The sequence below is a fragment of the Hydrogenophaga palleronii NBRC 102513 genome (assembly GCF_001571225.1).
Taxonomy (GTDB): domain Bacteria; phylum Pseudomonadota; class Gammaproteobacteria; order Burkholderiales; family Burkholderiaceae_C; genus Hydrogenophaga; species Hydrogenophaga palleronii.
The window spans coordinates 29,660-46,013 of record NZ_BCTJ01000003.1 but is presented as its reverse complement, the minus strand read 5'-3'; the positions used below and the strand labels follow the sequence as shown (position 1 = coordinate 46,013).

Annotated in this window: 18 protein-coding genes; 15 read left to right on the top strand and 3 right to left on the bottom strand. The window is 67.6% G+C overall.

Annotated elements, in window-relative coordinates; translation table 11 throughout:
- Positions 1-13: 13 nt before the first annotated feature.
- Positions 14-1,183, bottom strand: coding sequence for an FAD-dependent monooxygenase (locus HPA01S_RS03760; protein WP_066266869.1), 1,170 nt, complete (start codon positions 1,181-1,183; stop codon positions 14-16).
- 138 nt (positions 1,184-1,321) lie between these two features.
- Here HPA01S_RS03760 and HPA01S_RS03755 point away from each other — a divergent pair, with 138 nt between their 5' ends.
- On the top strand, positions 1,322-2,218 hold the full coding sequence (locus tag HPA01S_RS03755; protein WP_066266867.1) for an MOSC domain-containing protein: 897 nt from the start codon (positions 1,322-1,324) through the stop codon (positions 2,216-2,218).
- A gap of 17 nt (positions 2,219-2,235) precedes the next feature.
- Here the strand turns inward: HPA01S_RS03755 and HPA01S_RS03750 are convergent, their stop codons facing one another.
- Both HPA01S_RS03750 and HPA01S_RS03745 read right to left on the bottom strand, forming a co-directional pair.
- Entirely contained in the window at positions 2,236-2,970 is a 735-nt protein-coding gene (locus HPA01S_RS03750; protein WP_066266864.1) for a GntR family transcriptional regulator, read from the bottom strand.
- A 3-nt stretch (positions 2,971-2,973) separates the two neighbouring features.
- Entirely contained in the window at positions 2,974-4,659 is a 1,686-nt protein-coding gene (locus tag HPA01S_RS03745) for a sigma-54-dependent Fis family transcriptional regulator (RefSeq protein ID WP_066266862.1), read from the bottom strand.
- A gap of 263 nt (positions 4,660-4,922) precedes the next feature.
- On the opposite strand from HPA01S_RS03745, the gene HPA01S_RS03740 reads away from it, so the two are divergent.
- The 14 genes from HPA01S_RS03740 (at position 4,923) to HPA01S_RS03675 (ending at position 16,345) form a co-directional block, all read left to right on the top strand.
- Positions 4,923-5,132: a phenol hydroxylase subunit gene (locus tag HPA01S_RS03740; RefSeq protein ID WP_066266861.1), complete on the top strand. Its 210-nt coding sequence runs from the start codon at positions 4,923-4,925 to the stop codon at positions 5,130-5,132.
- A gap of 55 nt (positions 5,133-5,187) precedes the next feature.
- Complete coding sequence (locus tag HPA01S_RS03735) at positions 5,188-6,183, top strand: aromatic/alkene monooxygenase hydroxylase subunit beta (protein ID WP_066266859.1); 996 nt, start codon at positions 5,188-5,190, stop codon at positions 6,181-6,183.
- 29 nt (positions 6,184-6,212) lie between these two features.
- A complete protein-coding gene (locus HPA01S_RS03730) occupies positions 6,213-6,482 on the top strand; it encodes an MmoB/DmpM family protein (RefSeq protein ID WP_066266857.1) in 270 nt (89 codons plus the stop codon).
- Between the two features lie 29 nt (positions 6,483-6,511).
- Positions 6,512-8,071 (top strand): aromatic/alkene/methane monooxygenase hydroxylase/oxygenase subunit alpha, encoded by a 1,560-nt coding sequence (locus tag HPA01S_RS03725; protein WP_066266856.1) that lies wholly within the window; start codon positions 6,512-6,514, stop codon positions 8,069-8,071.
- A complete protein-coding gene (locus tag HPA01S_RS03720) occupies positions 8,068-8,424 on the top strand; it encodes a phenol hydroxylase subunit P4 (RefSeq protein WP_066266854.1) in 357 nt (118 codons plus the stop codon). Before HPA01S_RS03725 ends, HPA01S_RS03720 begins: the two co-directional genes overlap by 4 nt.
- Before the next feature lie 18 nt (positions 8,425-8,442).
- Positions 8,443-9,507 carry an NADH:ubiquinone reductase (Na(+)-transporting) subunit F gene (locus HPA01S_RS03715; RefSeq protein ID WP_066266852.1) on the top strand — a complete coding sequence of 355 codons (1,065 nt, stop codon included), beginning with the start codon at positions 8,443-8,445 and terminating at the stop codon, positions 9,505-9,507.
- Positions 9,508-9,524: 17 nt separating this feature from the next.
- Positions 9,525-9,884 carry a 2Fe-2S iron-sulfur cluster-binding protein gene (locus tag HPA01S_RS03710; RefSeq protein ID WP_066266850.1) on the top strand — a complete coding sequence of 120 codons (360 nt, stop codon included), beginning with the start codon at positions 9,525-9,527 and terminating at the stop codon, positions 9,882-9,884.
- Between the two features lie 19 nt (positions 9,885-9,903).
- Positions 9,904-10,848 carry a catechol 2,3-dioxygenase gene (locus tag HPA01S_RS03705; RefSeq protein ID WP_066266847.1) on the top strand — a complete coding sequence of 315 codons (945 nt, stop codon included), beginning with the start codon at positions 9,904-9,906 and terminating at the stop codon, positions 10,846-10,848.
- Positions 10,849-10,918: 70 nt separating this feature from the next.
- Positions 10,919-11,353: a GlcG/HbpS family heme-binding protein gene (locus HPA01S_RS03700; RefSeq protein WP_066266844.1), complete on the top strand. Its 435-nt coding sequence runs from the start codon at positions 10,919-10,921 to the stop codon at positions 11,351-11,353.
- Between the two features lie 26 nt (positions 11,354-11,379).
- On the top strand, positions 11,380-12,216 hold the full coding sequence (locus HPA01S_RS03695; protein ID WP_066266841.1) for an alpha/beta fold hydrolase: 837 nt from the start codon (positions 11,380-11,382) through the stop codon (positions 12,214-12,216).
- A gap of 13 nt (positions 12,217-12,229) precedes the next feature.
- The gene (locus HPA01S_RS03690; RefSeq protein ID WP_066267262.1) at positions 12,230-13,684 is read left to right on the top strand and encodes a 2-hydroxymuconic semialdehyde dehydrogenase; all 1,455 of its coding nucleotides are present in this window, start codon (positions 12,230-12,232) and stop codon (positions 13,682-13,684) included.
- Positions 13,685-13,697: 13 nt separating this feature from the next.
- Positions 13,698-14,480: a 2-oxopent-4-enoate hydratase gene (dmpE, locus tag HPA01S_RS03685; RefSeq protein WP_066266840.1), complete on the top strand. Its 783-nt coding sequence runs from the start codon at positions 13,698-13,700 to the stop codon at positions 14,478-14,480.
- A gap of 150 nt (positions 14,481-14,630) precedes the next feature.
- Positions 14,631-15,419 carry a 2-oxo-3-hexenedioate decarboxylase gene (gene dmpH / locus HPA01S_RS03680; protein ID WP_066266839.1) on the top strand — a complete coding sequence of 263 codons (789 nt, stop codon included), beginning with the start codon at positions 14,631-14,633 and terminating at the stop codon, positions 15,417-15,419.
- Between the two features lie 14 nt (positions 15,420-15,433).
- The gene (locus HPA01S_RS03675) at positions 15,434-16,345 is read left to right on the top strand and encodes an acetaldehyde dehydrogenase (acetylating) (protein ID WP_066266833.1); all 912 of its coding nucleotides are present in this window, start codon (positions 15,434-15,436) and stop codon (positions 16,343-16,345) included.
- Positions 16,346-16,354 lie beyond the last annotated feature (9 nt).

Here is a 16,354-nt window from a genome sequence, read left to right as displayed (position 1 = left end):
GAAGGGCGGGCGCTCAGGCGGTGGGTTGGCCCATGGCCTGGCGGGCGATCCAGCGCTTGAGCGGGCCGCTGCGGTCGAAGCCCGAGAGGCCCCAGTTGCGCAGCGACTGCACGCGCGCGTCGCTGTGGGAGAAGAGGCCGAACAGGCTGTCGGTGACCCAACCCATGGCGCCCACCTCGGCGGCACGCGCGCGCTCGTAGCGGCGCAGCAGTTTGAGGTCGCCCAGCTCGCGCCAGTACTCGCGCGCCTGCAGCACGCGGGCCAGTTCGGCGGCGTCGGCCAGGCCGACGTTGAGGCCCTGGCCGGCCAGCGGGTGCAGGGCGTGGGCGGCATCGCCAGCCAGCGCCACGCCGCCCTGCGGGGTGCGGGCGATCCAGCGCTGGGCGCGGGAGAGTTCGAGGGGCCAGGCCTGGGCGGGGCTTTCCATGTGCATGTGGCCCAGGGCCTGTGCGCAACGTTCTTGCATGGCCTGGGTGAAGGTGGTCGGGTCGGCTTGCAGCCAGGTGTCGGCCTGCTGTGCAGGGACTGACCACACCAGGGCGACGGAGTTCCCGTTCGCGCCACCCAGCGGCAGCAGCGCCAGCACCTCGCCGTTGCTGAACCACTGGCGGGCGATGCCTCCATGCGGCTGGTCGCAGCGCAGGCGCGCCGCTACCGCCTTGTGCGGATAGGGGCGCACGTCGAACTCCAGGCCGAGTTCGTCGCGCGTCTGGCTGCGCTTGCCTTCGCAGACCACGGTGAGCGCGGCGGCGGGCGCTTCGCTCATGCGTTCGATGCCGGACTGGAAGCCGATGGCGTCGTTCAGCCGCTGCTCCAGCGCGGGCACGTCGACGATCCAGGTGAGCGCGTCGGCGCCCTGCTCGTCGGCGGAAAATTCCAGCGCACCGCCGTCGTCGCCCCAGACCTGCATGCCGCTGACCGCGGTGACCGGCAGCACACGCGGGTCTTGCGGATCGGCTTCCGGCCAGGCGCGCACCGAGCGCAGCAGCTCGCGCGAAGCGGTGTTGAGGGCATAGGCCCGCACGTCGGGTTTGTCTTGCGGGCCACGCGGCGTGCCGACCAGGGCCACGCGCAGGCGCTCACGGGCCAGCAGCAGGGCCAGGGTCTGGCCGACCACACCGGCGCCGCGGATGGCGACATCAAAACGCCGGGTCGAGCCGGAGCGGGGAGCGGGGGAGTTCATGCGGCGATTTTAGGAGCAGGGCACAATCCGGGCCTGTTCGGGACGATACCCCCGCCCGCACCCCAGAAACCACCCGGTACCGACGTGTTGCCCGCCGGGCGGCGCGAGTGGCCTTTGACCCGCCCTGGATCCATCACCATGAGTGCAGACAGCTCCGCCGCCGACGTGCAGGCCACCATCGCCCAGCTCTGGGTTTACCCGGTCAAATCCTGCGCCGGCATTCCGCTCACCGAGGTCGAACTGACCGACACCGGCCTGCTTTACGACCGCGCCTGGATGGTGGTGGACGCGCAGGGTGAGTTCGTCACCCAGCGGGAGCTGCCGCGCATGGCGCTGATCCAGACCGCCTTCAAGATGGGCCAGCTGGTGCTGCGCGCGCCCGGCATGCTGGCCCTGCACCTGGCGCTGGACGCGGCCGAAGGCCCGCTGAAGGTGCGGGTATGGGGCGACGAGGTGATGGCCTGCGACATGGGCGACCTCGCGGCGCAATGGTTCAGCGACTTCCTCGGCCCCGAGGCGCCGGCCCACCTGAAGCGCCTGCGCCTGGCGCGTTTTGATCCCGAGGTGCGGCGCGTGAGCAGCCTGAAGTGGACCGGCGGGCGCGAGGCCGTCACGCAGTTCGCCGACGGCTTCAGCCTGCTGGTGACCAGCACCGCCTCGCTCGACGAACTCAACAGCCGCCTGGGCGCGGCCGGCCATGCGGCGGTGGACATGCAGCGCTTCCGGCCCAACATCGTGCTGGCCGGCATCGAAGCCCACGACGAAGACCGCATCGGCGCCATGCGCATCCACACCGGTGACGGCGCGGGCGCGTTGATCGACCCGGTGAAGCCCTGCGGCCGCTGCCCGATTCCCAACATCGACCCCGCCACCGCGACCTCCAGCCCCGAGGTGAGCGACACCCTGCAGGGCTACCGGCAAGACCCGCGGCTGGACGGTGCCATCACCTTCGGCATGAACGCCATCGTGCTCGAAGGCGACGCGCAGATGCTGCGCGTCGGGCAGGCGGTGGGCGCGGACTGGAAGTTCGACTAAGGCTTTTTCTTCGTTGGTCAGAACCCGCCGATGCCGGCCTGCTGCGCGCGGGCCAGCAGATCCGGCGTCGCGCGGATGTGCGCCTCCAGGGCCAGCGCCGCCCGCGCTTCGTGCCCGGCCATGGCCATCTCGAAGATCTGGCGGTGCTCCGCGTGCACGTCGCGGTTGCTGTCCGGCAGGTCGATCGAGTAGCGCCGGTAACGTTCGCTGTGGCGGCTGAGCAGGCGCAGCACCTTCATCGTCCAGGGTGAGGCGCACGCACCGATCAGCGCTTCGTGAAAGCGCACGTTGCATTGTTCCCAGTGCGCGCGCCGGTGCGGCTGGATCGGCTGCTCGAAGGCCGACAGCTCGTCGAACGCCTTCTGCAACTGGGTGCGCCACTCGGCGTCGCCGTGCCGGATCGACTGCCGCAGTGCCTCGATCTCGATGTGCAGGCGCAAGCGCGTGAGGTCTTCGAGGTCGGCCATGGCCATCGGCGCCACGCGAAAACCGCGCTGGCCTTCGGCAACCACCAGTGCGTCGCTCACCAGCCGCGTGATGGCCTCGCGCAGCGTGCCGGCCCCGACCTGGTAACGCGTGCGCAGGTGTTCGACGCGCAGCTTCTCGCCGGGCGCCAGGCGGCCCTCGACGATGTCGTCGCGCAACTGCGCGTAGCTGCGTTCGATCAGGGTGCGCGAGGCGGCGTCGTTGCCGTTGTCGCCGAGGCCGCCGTCGGCATCGCCCACGAGAGATAGAAAAACCCGTTTGGCCATGGTTTATGCCTTCGCGCGGTCGTGCACGCGCTGCAAGCGGTAGCTCAGCTGCGGGCGCGTGAGGCCGAGCGCGCGCGCGGCGGCGGCGAGGTTGCCGCCGGCACGCTCCACCGCCTCCTGAATCAGTGCGTCTTCCAGCTGGTCCAGGCTCAGGTTGCGCGCGAGCACTTCGTCGTACAGCGCCGGGCCGCTGCTGGGCGCGCTGCGCGTGAGCTCGCCGGCCGCGTTCACCGTCACCGGTGCGCGCTCCTGCAGTGTGGGGAACAGCTCGTGCACATCAACCGGTTCACCCGGGCTGGCGAGGATCACCCCGCGCTCGATCAGGTTTTCCAGCTCGCGCACGTTGCCGGGCCACGGGTAGCCGCGCATCGCGTCGAGCGCGCGGTCGGTGAAGCCGGGCACTGACTTGCCGTGCAGCGCACCGAAGCGGTTGAGCAGGTGCGACGCCAGCGGCTCGATGTCGTCCACACGCTCGCGCAATGGCGGGATGCGGATCGGATACACGTTCAGGCGGTACATCAGGTCGCTGCGGAAACGGCCGCTGGCCACCGCCGCTTCCAGGTCCACGTTGGTCGCCGCGACCACGCGCACATCCACCTTGCGGGTCTGGGTGCTGCCCAGGCGCTCGATCTCGCCGTGCTGCAACACGCGCAGCAGCTTGGCCTGCGCCGTCAAGGGCATTTCGCCCAGCTCGTCGAGCATCAACGTGCCGCCATCGGCGCGCTCGAAGCGCCCGGGCCGCGCCGCGCCCGCGCCGGTGAAGGCGCCTTTCTCGGCGCCGAACAATTCGCTCTCGATCAGCTCGGCCGGCAGCGCGGCGCAGTTGACCGCCACAAAGGGCTTGCCCGCGCGGGGGCTCATGGCGTGCAGCGCGCGCGCGAAACGCTCCTTGCCCACGCCCGTCTCCCCGGTCAGCAGCACCGTCACCTGCGTGGCGGCGGCCTTTCTCAGCAGGCGGGCGGCGGCGTCGAAGGCCTTGGAGCGGCCGATCAGCTCGCCCAGCTCGTCGGCCGGCTGCAGCGTGGAACGCAGCGTGTCGACCTGCGCCTGCAGGTCTTCCAGGCGCACGATCATCGAGTCGGCGGCGTAGTCGGCGGCCATGGCCTCCGCATCGGGCCAGTCGGCGAGCACCCGGCCTTCGATCCGGCACGCCGGCTCGCCGCAGGCGGCGCAGGCAACCTCCTTGTACAGCGTCGGCTGGCCCATGAAGGCGCTGGTGTAACCCGAGGCGTATCCAAGCAGCATCCAGCACACCGGCGCCTCCTGCGGACCGAAATCGCGCACATGCGCCTCGACTTCCCAGGAGTGGTCCCAGCGGAAGATGCCGTGGAAGCGGCCGGCCGCGATGTCGATCTCGCACACCTCGGGCGTGACCTGCGCCGCACCCTCCAGCATGTGCATTTGCGGCCCGACGGCAAACATGTCGAGTACCGACGCGTCGCCACGCACCTGGCGCGCCAGGGCCGCGTCGCGCTCGCCCGAGGCATAACCCGCCCGCATCAGCATGCGGCGCGTGTGCTCGGGGCCGATGGTGCCCATGATCTCGCGCCGCAAGGCGCTGAGCCCGGCCATGTGGATGAGCAGCATGCGCTGGCCTGCCAGCCAGATGCGGCCGTCACCGGCCGAGAAATGCACCATGCGGCGCAGGTCGGCATCGGAGGGCAGCGATGGGGGGATGGGGGCGGTCATCGGCAAATTATCGATAAGTCTGCTAGATCTGTCGAGGCCGTGTTGAAGCCTGCTGCCCGCAGAAGTTTCATCAATTGATCAATTTGACCCGCCGAAGCTTGATGAAAACCACATATTGCACTGCACAAAGCCCCTGTGCCATGCCGGGGCATGTGAGGGTGAATGGCGGGAAAGGCGCGCAGCCAGCCCACAAAACTCAGGACAAACCCTAGGTTTATCGAGATTTATGCCGGGTTGGCACGCACCCTGCGATAGGGGTCGGCATGTCAACGCACACCCTCCCCACCCCCGTCTCGCTGCCCGCTGTCGACACCACCCTGCGTTTTGTGCGCGTGCTGGAGCAGCGCCCGGACGGCCTGATCGCGTTCGAGTTCGCGATTGGCTGGCCCGAGCTGGCGGTGGAGTTGCTGCTGCCCGAAACCGCGTTTGAAGCCTTCTGTGCCGCCAACCAGGTGCAGCGGCTCGACGCCTGAATCCACCCGAACGCCACCCCCGCACACCACACACAAACACAACAGGAGACAGCCCATGAACATCGACTTGCAGGCGCGTGAAATCCAGACACTGCGCAACACCTACACGCATGTGGCCAAGCACATCGGCCACGAGAAGCCGGCGTCGCGGTACCAGGAGGCCACCTACGGCGCGCAGCCGATGGCCAACTTCCACTACCGCCCGACCTGGGACCCGGCGCACCAGATCTTCGACGCCTCGCGCAGCCAGGTGGTGCTGGCCGACTGGGCCGTGCTCAAGGACCCGCGGCAGTTCTACTACGCCAGCTGGACGATGGCGCGCGCACGCCAGCAAGACACGATGGAGGCCAACTTCCAGTTCGTCGAATCGCGCGGCATGGTCGACAAGATGCCCGACGCCTTGCGCCGCAAGGCGCTGCAGGTGCTGATGCCGCTGCGCCACGCCGCCTGGGGCGCGAACATGAACAACGCGTCCATCTGCGCCTACGGCTACGGCAACGTGTTCACCGCGCCAGCCATGTTCCATGCGATGGACAACCTGGGCGTTGCGCAGTACCTCACGCGCCTGGGCCTCGCGCTGGACGAGCCCTCGGTGCTCGACGACGGCAAGGCCGCCTGGCTGAACGACCCGCATTGGCAGGGCCTGCGCCGCTGCGTTGAAGACACGCTGGTGGTGAAAGACCCGTTCGAGCTGTTCGTGGCGCAGAACCTGGTGCTCGACGGCCTGCTGGTCCCGCTGATCTACGGCAGCTTTGTCGACGACCACGTGGCGCTGCAGGGCGGCACCGCGGTGGCCATGCTCACCGCCTTCATGCCCGAGTGGCACGACGAAAGCGCGCGCTGGATCGACGCCGTGGTCAAGACCGCCGCCGCCGAATCCGACGCCAACCGCGCCCTCATCAGCACCTGGGTTCAGAGCTGGACCGAGCGCGCACTCGAAGCACTCGCACCCGTTGCCCGTCTCGCGCTGGGCGAAGCCGGTGACGCGGCGCTCGAAGACGCACAGGCCCTGCTGACCGAGCGCTGCCGCAAGGCCGGCGTGCGCGGCTGACCCCCACGACCCCAACGAGGAACCACTCCATGTCCAACGTGTTCATCGCCTTCCAGCACAACGAGGAGTCGCGACCCGTGGTCGACGCCATCGTCGCCGACAACCCCGCCGCCGTGGTGGTGCATTCGCCCGGCCTCGTGAAGATCGACGCGCCCAACCGCCTGCAGATCCGCCGCGCCACGATCGAAGAGCAGACCGGCCGCCCCTTCGACCTGCAGCAACTGCACGTCAACCTCGTGACGCTCTCGGGCTACATCGACGAAGACGACGACCAGCTCACCCTGAGCTGGCAACACTGAAAACCATCCCCCCGCACAGGAGACAACGCATGGACACCCGCGTCACCAAGAAGAAGCTCGGTCTGAAAGACCGTTACGCCGCCATGACCCGTGGCCTCGGCTGGGAAACCAGCTACCAGCCGATGGACAAGGTTTTCCCGTACGACAAGTACGAGGGCATCAAGATCCACGACTGGGACCAGTGGCAGGACCCGTTCCGCCTGACCATGGACGCCTACTGGAAGTACCAGGGCGAGAAGGAGAAAAAGCTCTACGCCGTGATCGAGGCCTTCGCGCAGAACAACGGCCAGCTCGGCGTGAGCGATGCGCGCTACATCAACGCGCTCAAGCTTTTCATCCAGGGCGTGACGCCGCTGGAGTACTACGCGCACCGGGGCTTTGCCCACGTCGGCCGCCAGTTCACCGGCGAAGGCGCACGGGTTGCGGCGCAGATGCAGAGCATCGACGAGCTGCGCCACTACCAGACCGAGACGCATGCCCTCTCGCACTACAACAAGTACTTCAACGGGTTGCACCATTCGCACCACTGGTTCGACCGCGTGTGGTACCTCTCGGTGCCGAAGTCGTTCTTTGAAGACGCCATCACCGGCGGCCCGTTCGAGTTCCTCGTGGCGGTCAGCTTCTCGTTCGAGTACGTGTTGACCAACCTGCTGTTCGTGCCCTTCATGAGCGGCGCGGCGCACAACGGCGACATGTCCACCGTCACCTTCGGCTTCTCGGCGCAAAGCGACGAGTCGCGCCACATGACGCTGGGCATCGAATGCATCAAGTTCCTGCTGGAGCAGGACCCGGCCAACGTGCCGATCGTGCAGGGCTGGATCGACAAGTGGTTCTGGCGCGGTTACCGCCTGCTCACGCTGGTGGCGATGATGCAGGACTACATGCTGCCCAAGCGCGTGATGAGCTGGAAGGAAGCCTGGGAGATGTACGCCGAGCAGAACGGCGGCGCGCTGTTCAAGGACCTCGCGCGCTACGGCATCCGCGAACCCAAGGGCTGGAAGGACGCCTGCGAAGGCAAGGACCACATCAGCCACCAGGCCTGGAACACCTTCTACAACTACAGCGCCGCCGCGGCCTTCCACACCTGGGTGCCGAGCGACGAAGAGATGGACTGGCTGGCCGAGAAGTACCCGACCAGCTTCAACCAGATGCACCGCCCGCGCCTGGAGCACTACCGCGAGCAGCAGCAGGCCGGCAAGCGCTTCTACAGCAAGACGCTGCCCATGCTGTGCAACACCTGCCAGATCCCGATGTTCTTCACCGAACCGGGTGACCCGACCAAGATCTGCTACCGCGAAAGCGACTGGCGCGGCAACAAGCACCACTTCTGCAGCGACCACTGCAAGGAGATCTTCGACCACGAGCCGGAGAAGTACGTGCAGAGCTGGCTGCCGGTGCACCAGATCTACCAGGGCAACTGCTTCGAACCGGGCACCGACCCGACCGCCGAAGGCTTCGACCCGTTGATCGCCGTGCTCCAGCACTACCAACTCAACATCGGCGCGGACAACTTCGATTTCGAAGGTTCGCAAGACCAGAAGAACTTTGCCGCCTGGCGCGGCGAGGCGCCCCAAGGAGAACAAGCATGAGCGTCGTTGCACTCGCTCCCTACGACTTTCCCGCGCGCGACGTGCGCGAGAACTTCCCCGCGCCCCTGCTCTACATCGGCTGGGAAGACCACCTGATGTTCTGTGCCCCGGTGTGCCTGCCGCTGCCGCCCGACATGCCGTTCGGTGCGCTCTCCACGGCCGTGCTGCCCGGCGTCTACGGCGAGCACCCGGACTTCGAGAAGATCGACTGGGCACAGGTGCAGTGGCTCAAGTCCGGCCAGCCCTGGACGCCCGACCCCGCCAAGTCGCTGGCCGACAACGGCCTGGTGCACAAGGACGCGATCCGCTTCCGCACGCCGGGCCTCACGGGCATTCGCGGTTCGTTCAACTGAGCCTCGGGCGCGTCTGACATGGCTTACCAACTCACCATCGAACCGCTGGGCACCACCATTGAGGTGGAGGAAGGCCAGAGCCTGCTCGACGCCGCGCTGCGCCAGGGCATCTACATTCCACACGCCTGCGGCCACGGCTTGTGCGGCACCTGCAAGGTGCAGGTCTGCGATGGTGAGGTGGACCATGGAAACGCCAACCCGTTTGCCTTGATGGAAGTCGAGCGCGACGAGGGCAAGACCCTGGCCTGCTGCGCCACGCTGCAGTGCGACACCACCATCGAGGCCGACATCGAGGACGAACCCGATGCGCGCGTGATCCCGGTGCGCGATTTCGCCGGCACGGTGCGCCGCATCTTGGATCTCACGCCGACTATCAAAGCCTTGCACATCGCCATCGACAAGCCGATGGTGTTCCAGGCCGGGCAATACGTGCAGCTGGAGATTCCGGGCCTGGGCGAGAGCCGGGCCTTCTCCATCGCCAACGCACCCGCCGAGGTGCAGGGCGGCAGCGAGATCGAGCTGAACGTGCGCATCGTCGCCGGTGGCAAGGGCACCGGTTACCTGCACGAACAGCTGAAGGAGGGCGACCGCCTGCGCCTGGCCGGCCCCTACGGTCGCTTCTTCGTGCGTGGCTCGGCGCGTCGCCCGATGGTCTTCATGGCCGGTGGCTCGGGGCTCTCCAGCCCGCGTTCGATGATCCTGGACCTGCTCGACGGTGGCTGCACGCTGCCGATCACGCTGGTCTATGGCCAGCGCACGCGCGAGGAGCTGTACTACGACGCCGAATTCCGCGCGCTCGCCGAGCAGCATGCGAACTTCACCTACGTGCCCGCGCTCTCGGGTGAAGCCGAAGGCTCGGACTGGGGCGGCGCACGCGGCTTCGTGCACGAGGCGGCGAAGGCGCACTTCGACGGCACGTTCGCCGGCCACCAGGCCTACCTGTGCGGCCCGCCGCCGATGGTCGAGGCCTGCATCGCCACGCTGATGCAGGGTCGGCTGTTCGAGCGCGACATCTTCACCGAGAAGTTCCTCTCGGCCGCCGACGCGCAGGGCGCGCGCAGTCCGCTGTTCCAGCGCCTGTGACACCGAACAGGACCAGCATGTTTTTTGATACCCGACCCAAGGTGAACGTGTGTGTCGCGCAGACCGGCGAGACCTACGCCTGCGCCACCGACGAAAGCCTGTTGCGCGGCATGTTGCGCCTGGGCCGCCGGGGCATCCCGGCCGGCTGCGTCAACGGCGGCTGTGGTGTGTGCAAGGTGCGCATCGTCGAAGGCGATGTCACCGTGCTCGGCCCGGTCAGCCGCGCACACGTGAGCGAAGACGAAGCCGGCGCCGGCATCACGCTGGCCTGCCGCGTGGCGCCGAAATGCGCCGTGACGCTGGAGATCGCCGGCAAGTTGCAAAGACCTTTTTCCCGGGCAGCGGGCCCCACGCCCGCCGCCCCCAGCCAGCAGTAAACCAACCAGGAGACAGATGATGGGTGTGATGCGAATTGGACATGTCAACCTGCGGGTGATGGACATCGACGCGGCGGTCAAGCACTACGAGAACGTGCTCGGCCTCAAGACGACCATGGTCGACAAGGCCGGCAACGTGTATTTGAAATGCTGGGACGAGTGGGACAAGTTCTCCCTCATCCTCACGCCTTCGGACCGTGCCGGCATGGAGCACATGGCCTACAAGGTCGAAAAGGATGCCGACCTCGACACGCTGAAGGAAAAGATCGAAGCCTGGGGCGTGAAGACCACCCTGCTGCCCGAGGGCTCGCTGCCCGCCACCGGCCGCATGCTGCAGTTCAACCTGCCCAGCGGCCACGAGATGCGTCTGTACGCCATGAAGGAATACGTGGGCACGGACGTGGGCACCCAGAGCCCCGACCCCTGGCCCGATGGCCTCAAGGGTGCCGGTGCGCACTGGATGGACCACATCCTCCTCATGTGCGAGCTGAACCCGCCCGAAGGCGTGAACACCGTGGCCGAGAACACGCGCTTCATGGCCGAAGCGCTGGACTTCTTCCTCACCGAGCAGGTGGTGGCGGGCCCGGACGGCAGCATCCAGGCCGCCACCTGGATGGCCTGCACGACCACGCCGCACGACATCGCCTTTGTCGGCGCGCCCACCAGCGGCCTGCACCACATCGCCTACTTCCTCGATTCGTGGCACGACGTGCTGAAGGCGGCCGACGTGATGGCCAAGACCAAGACGCGCATCGACGTGGCGCCTACGCGCCACGGCATCACGCGCGGCGAGACGATCTACTTCTTCGACCCGAGCGGCAACCGCAACGAAACCTTTGCCGGCCTGGGTTACCTGGCGCAGCGCGACCGGCCTGTGACCACCTGGAGCGAAGACCGACTGGGCAGCGGCATCTTCTTCCACACCGGCGACCTGGTGCCCTCGTTCACCGAGGTGTACACATGATTCCCCGTCGCGCGCCTGCGGCGCGCCTTGCCGGGCCGTGCGGCCTCCACGCAGTTGGTGGAGGCCTGCAATGACCCACTCGGTGAACGTGGCCGTCATCGACTGGCCGGCCTCGCAAACCGCCCTGGCGGCGGCGGTGCAGGCCGCGCAGGCGATGGGCGTGCGCGTCAACGTCGCGCTGGTCGATGCCAGCGGTGTGCTCGCGGGCTTCATGCGCATGCCGGGCGCGCCGCTGCACTCCATCGACATCGCCATCGACAAGGCGTACACGTCGGCGAGTTTCGGCCTGCCCACGGCGCGCTGGACCGAGGTGCTGCAGTCGCACTCGGTGGCGGTGCGCGAGGGCCTGGTGCAGCGGCCGCGTTTCGTCGCCTTTGGCGGTGGCGTGCCCATCGTCGAAGACGGCCGCTGCATCGGCGCCATCGGCGTCTCGGGTGGCAGCGAGCAGCAGGACGAACAGATCGCCCGCGCCGGCCTGGAGGCGCTGGGCCTGGCCCAGGACTGACATCGAAGACCCGCAGAGAACCCCGCATGACGAACCCTGAAATCGGCCGCTCGGTGATGGCCGCCGGCATCCGCACCAACCTGCACGACATGGGCACCGGCTCGCCCGTGCTGATGATCCACGGCTCGGGCCCGGGCGTGTCCGCCTGGGCCAACTGGCGTTTGAGCATGCCGGTGCTCGCCCGGCACTTCCGCGTGGTCGCGCCCGACATGGTGGGCTTCGGTTTCAGCGACCGGCCGCAGGGCCACGCCTACACCATGGACAACTGGGTCGCGCAGGCGGTCGGCGTGCTCGACGCGCTGGAGATCGAACGCGCCGACCTGTTGGGCAATTCCTTCGGCGGCGCGCTGGCCCTGGCGCTGGCGATCCGGCACCCGCAGCGCGTGCGCCGCCTGGTGCTGATGGGTTCGGTCGGCGTGCCGTTCGACATCACCCCCGGCCTCGAAGCCGTGTGGGGTTACGAGCCCTCGCTGACGGCGATGCGCGCCCTGCTCGACGTGTTCGCCCACAACCCCGCGCTGGCGACCGACGAGCTGGCGCAACTGCGCTACGAAGCCAGCGTGCGCCCCGGCTTCCACGAATCCTTTGCGGCCATGTTCCCCGCGCCACGCCAGCGCTGGGTGGACGCGATGTGCAGCGCCGCCGCAGACATCCGCGCCCTGCCGCACGAGACGCTGGTGCTGCACGGCCGCGAGGACCGCGTGATCCCGCTCGCCAACTCGATCACCCTGGCGCAACGCATTCCCAACAGCCAGCTGCACGTGTTCGGCCACTGCGGCCACTGGACACAGATCGAACACGCGGCGCGCTTCAACCGTTTGCTGCTGGATTTCTTCACCGAGGCCGATGCAAACACCCCCTGACCAGATGATGACCATGAAAAACTACCTCAACTTCATCGGCGGCGAATTCGTCGCCACCGACAAAACTTTCGAGAACCGCGCGCCGGTCGACAACCGCGTCATCGGCCAGGTGCACGAAGCCGGCAAGGCCGAAGTGGACGCCGCGGTGAAGGCCGCGCGCGCCGCGCTCAAGGGCGAGTGGGGCCGCATGAGCGTGAACCGCCGCGTCGAGCTGCTGTACGCGGTGGCCGACGAAATCAACCGCCGCTTCGACGACTTCCTGGCCGCCGAGATGGCCGACACCGGCAAGCCGAAGTCGCTCGCCTCGCACATCGACATCCCGCGTGGTGCGGCCAACTTCAAGGTGTTCGCCGACATCGTGAAGAACGTGCCCACCGAGAGCTTCGAGATGACCACGCCCGACGGCGGCACCGCCTTGAGCTATGCGCTGCGCTCGCCGGTGGGCGTGATCGGCGTGGTGTGCCCGTGGAACCTGCCGCTGCTGCTCATGACCTGGAAGGTTGGCCCGGCGCTGGCCTGCGGCAACACGGTGATCGTCAAGCCGTCCGAAGAAACCCCCGCCACGGCCACGCTGCTGGGCGAGGTGATGAAGGCGGTGGGCATTCCCGATGGCGTCTACAACGTGGTGCACGGTTTCGGGCCGAACTCGGCCGGTGCCTTCCTCACCCAGCACCCGGACGTGGACGCGATCACCTTCACCGGCGAGACGCGCACCGGCGAGGCCATCATGGCCGCTGCCGCGCAGGGCGTGCGCCCGGTCAGCTTCGAGCTTGGCGGCAAGAACGCCGGCATCGTGTTCGCCGATGCCGACTTCGACAAGGCCGTGGCCGGCATCACGCGAAGCGCGTTCGAGAACTGCGGCCAGGTCTGCCTGGGCACCGAACGCGTGTACGTGCAGCGGCCGATCTTCGACAAGTTCGTGCAGGCGCTCAAGGCCAAGGCCGAGGCGCTGAAGATCGGGCCGTCGGAAGAACCCGGCGTGGGCCTGGGCCCGCTGATCTCGCGCGAGCACCAGCAAAAGGTGCTGGGCTACTACCAGAAGGCCAAGGACGCCGGCGCGACCGTGGTCACCGGCGGCGGCGTACCCGAGATGCCGGCTGTATTGGCCGAGGGTTACTGGGTGCAGCCCACGATCTGGACAGGCCTGCCCGAGACCGCGAGCGTGGTGCGTGAAGAGATCTTCGGCCCCTGCTGCCACATCTCGCCCTTCGACACCATCGACGAGGCCATTGCCCTCGCCAACGACACCGACTACGGCCTGGCCACGACCGTGTGGACGCAGGACCTGTCCACCGCGCACCGCATGGGCCGCGAGATCAACGTCGGCCTGTGCTGGATCAACAGCTGGTTCCTGCGCGACCTGCGCACCGCGTTCGGCGGCAGCAAGGCCTCGGGCATCGGCCGCGAGGGCGGTGTGCATTCGCTCGAGTTCTACACCGAGCTGCGCAATGTGATGGTCAAGCTCTGAAGAAAGAAAACCCATGAACGACACGAAAATCCAACAGTACGGCGACGAGCTGTACCAGGCGCTGCTCGACCGCAAGCCGGTTGCGCCGCTCACCGACCGCGAACCCTCGATCACGCTCGACGACGCGTACCGCATCCAGTTGCGCATGATCCAGCGCCGGCTGGACGCGGGCGAGACCGTAGTGGGCAAGAAGATCGGCGTCACCAGCAAGGTGGTGATGGACATGCTCAAGGTGGACCAGCCCGACTTCGGCCAGTTGCTCTCGGGCATGGTGGTGCACGAAGGTGAAGCGATCCGCGCCGACAGCATGATCGCGCCCAAGGCCGAGGCCGAGGTCGCCTTCGTGCTCAAGAGCGACCTGCAGGGACCGGGTGTGACGGCGGCCGACGTGCTGCGTGCCACCGCCTTCGTGATGCCGTGCTTCGAGATCGTCGACTCGCGCATCCAGGACTGGAAGATCAAGATCCAGGACACCGTGGCCGACAACGCCTCCTGCGGTGTGCTGGTGCTCGGCGGCACGCGCCGCGACCCGCGCGACCTGGACCTGGCGCTGGCCGGCATGGTGCTCGAGAAGAACGGCGAGATCGTCAGCACTTCCACCGGGGCGGCGGTGCAGGGCTCTCCGGTGAATGCCGTGGTCTGGCTGGCCAACACCCTGGGCCGCCTGGGCATCGCGCTCAAGGCCGGCGAAGTGATCCTGTCGGGCTCGCAGTCGCCACTCGTGCCGGTGAAGGCCGGCGACAGCCTGCACTGCAGCGTGGGCGGGCTGGGCAGCACCAGCGTCCGATTCATATGAAACACCCCCTGCGCCGCTGCGTGGTGTCCCCCTCTCTGGTGCCTTCGGCCTGGCGGGGGACGCACCCCGCGGACCGGCCAAGCCGGTTCCGCGGCTGCCCTGGACGGGACCGTGGCGTGCGGGCGATGTGCAACACCCTGGAGAACTGAGATGAAACTCGATGCAAAAACCATCGCCGATCTGGCGGCACACCTCGAAGACGCCGAGCTGAAAGCGCAAGACGTCACCAAGATCACCGACGACCATCCGCAGATGGACTGGGACGACGCCTACGCGATCCAGGATGAGATCCGCCGCCGCAAGGAAGCGCGTGGCCAGCGCACGGCCGGCCTGAAGGCGGGCCTGACCTCGTTCGCCAAGATGAAGCAGATGGGCGTGGAAACGCCGGTGTTCGGCTTCGTCAGCGACTACATGGCGCGCCCCGATGGCGGCGAGATCAAGACCTCGGAACTGATCCACCCCAAGGTGGAAGCCGAGATCTGCATCGTCACCAAAGCACCCTTGCGCGGCCCGGGCTGCCATGTGGGCGCGGTGCTGGCGGCGATCGACTTCGTCGTGCCGGCGGTTGAAATCATCGACAGCCGTTACCGCGATTTCAAGTTCGACCTGAAGAGCGTGGTGGCCGACAACACCTCCGCCTCGCGCTTCGTGGTGGGCTCGCGCATGCGCGCGGTGGAGGGCCTGGACCTGCGCACGCTCGGCGTGGTGCTGGAGAAGAACGGCGAGATCGTGGCCATGGCCGCCGGCGCCGCGGTGCTGGGCAACCCGCTCACCGCCGTGGCCATGCTGGCCAACCACCTGGGCGCGCGCGGGCAGGAGATTCCGGCCGGCACCTTCGTGATGACCGGCGGCGTGACCGAGGCGATCTCGGTGGCGGCGGGTGACCACGTGAACGTGCGCTTCCAGGACCTCGGCTCGGTGTCCATGCGCTTCGTCTGAACAGGAGAAACCCCATGAAAAAGATCAAATGCGCCTTGATCGGGCCGGGCAACATCGGCACCGACCTGCTGGCCAAGCTGCAGCGCAGCCCGGTGCTGGAGCCGGTGTGGATGGTCGGCATCGACCCCGCGTCCGACGGCTTGAAGCGCGCCCGTGAAATGGGCATCAAGACCACCGCCGAAGGTGTTGACGGCCTGCTGCCGCACGTGCTGGAAGACGGCGTGCAGATCGCCTTCGACGCCACCAGCGCCTATGTGCACGCCGAGAACTCGCGCAAGCTCAACGAGCTCGGCGTGATGATGATCGACCTCACGCCCGCGGCCATCGGCCCCTACTGCGTGCCGCCGGTGAACCTGAAGGAACAGGTGGACGGTCGCGCGATGAACGTCAACATGGTCACCTGCGGTGGCCAGGCCACCATCCCCATGGTGTACGCGGTGAGCCGCGTGCAGCCGGTTGCCTACGGCGAAATCGTCGCCACCGTGTCGAGCCGCTCGGTGGGCCCGGGCACGCGCAAGAACATCGACGAGTTCACGCGCACCACCGCCGGTGCGGTGGAGAAAGTGGGCGGCGCGCAAAAGGGCAAGGCCATCATCGTGATCAACCCGGCCGATCCGCCGCTGATCATGCGCGACACCATCCACTGCCTCACGGTGGACGAGCCCAATGTGGCGCAGATCGAGGCTTCGGTGCACGCCATGATCCGCGAGGTGCAGAAGTACGTGCCCGGCTACCGGCTGGTCAACGGCCCGGTGTTCGACGGCAAGCGCGTCTCCATTTTTATGGAGGTTGAAGGCCTGGGCGACTACCTGCCCAAGTACGCCGGCAACCTGGACATCATGACCGCCGCCGCCGCCCGCACTGCCGAGATGTTTGCCGAGGAAATCCTCGCCGGCAAGCTCGTGCTCGAACCCGCCACCGCCTGAAGGAGACCT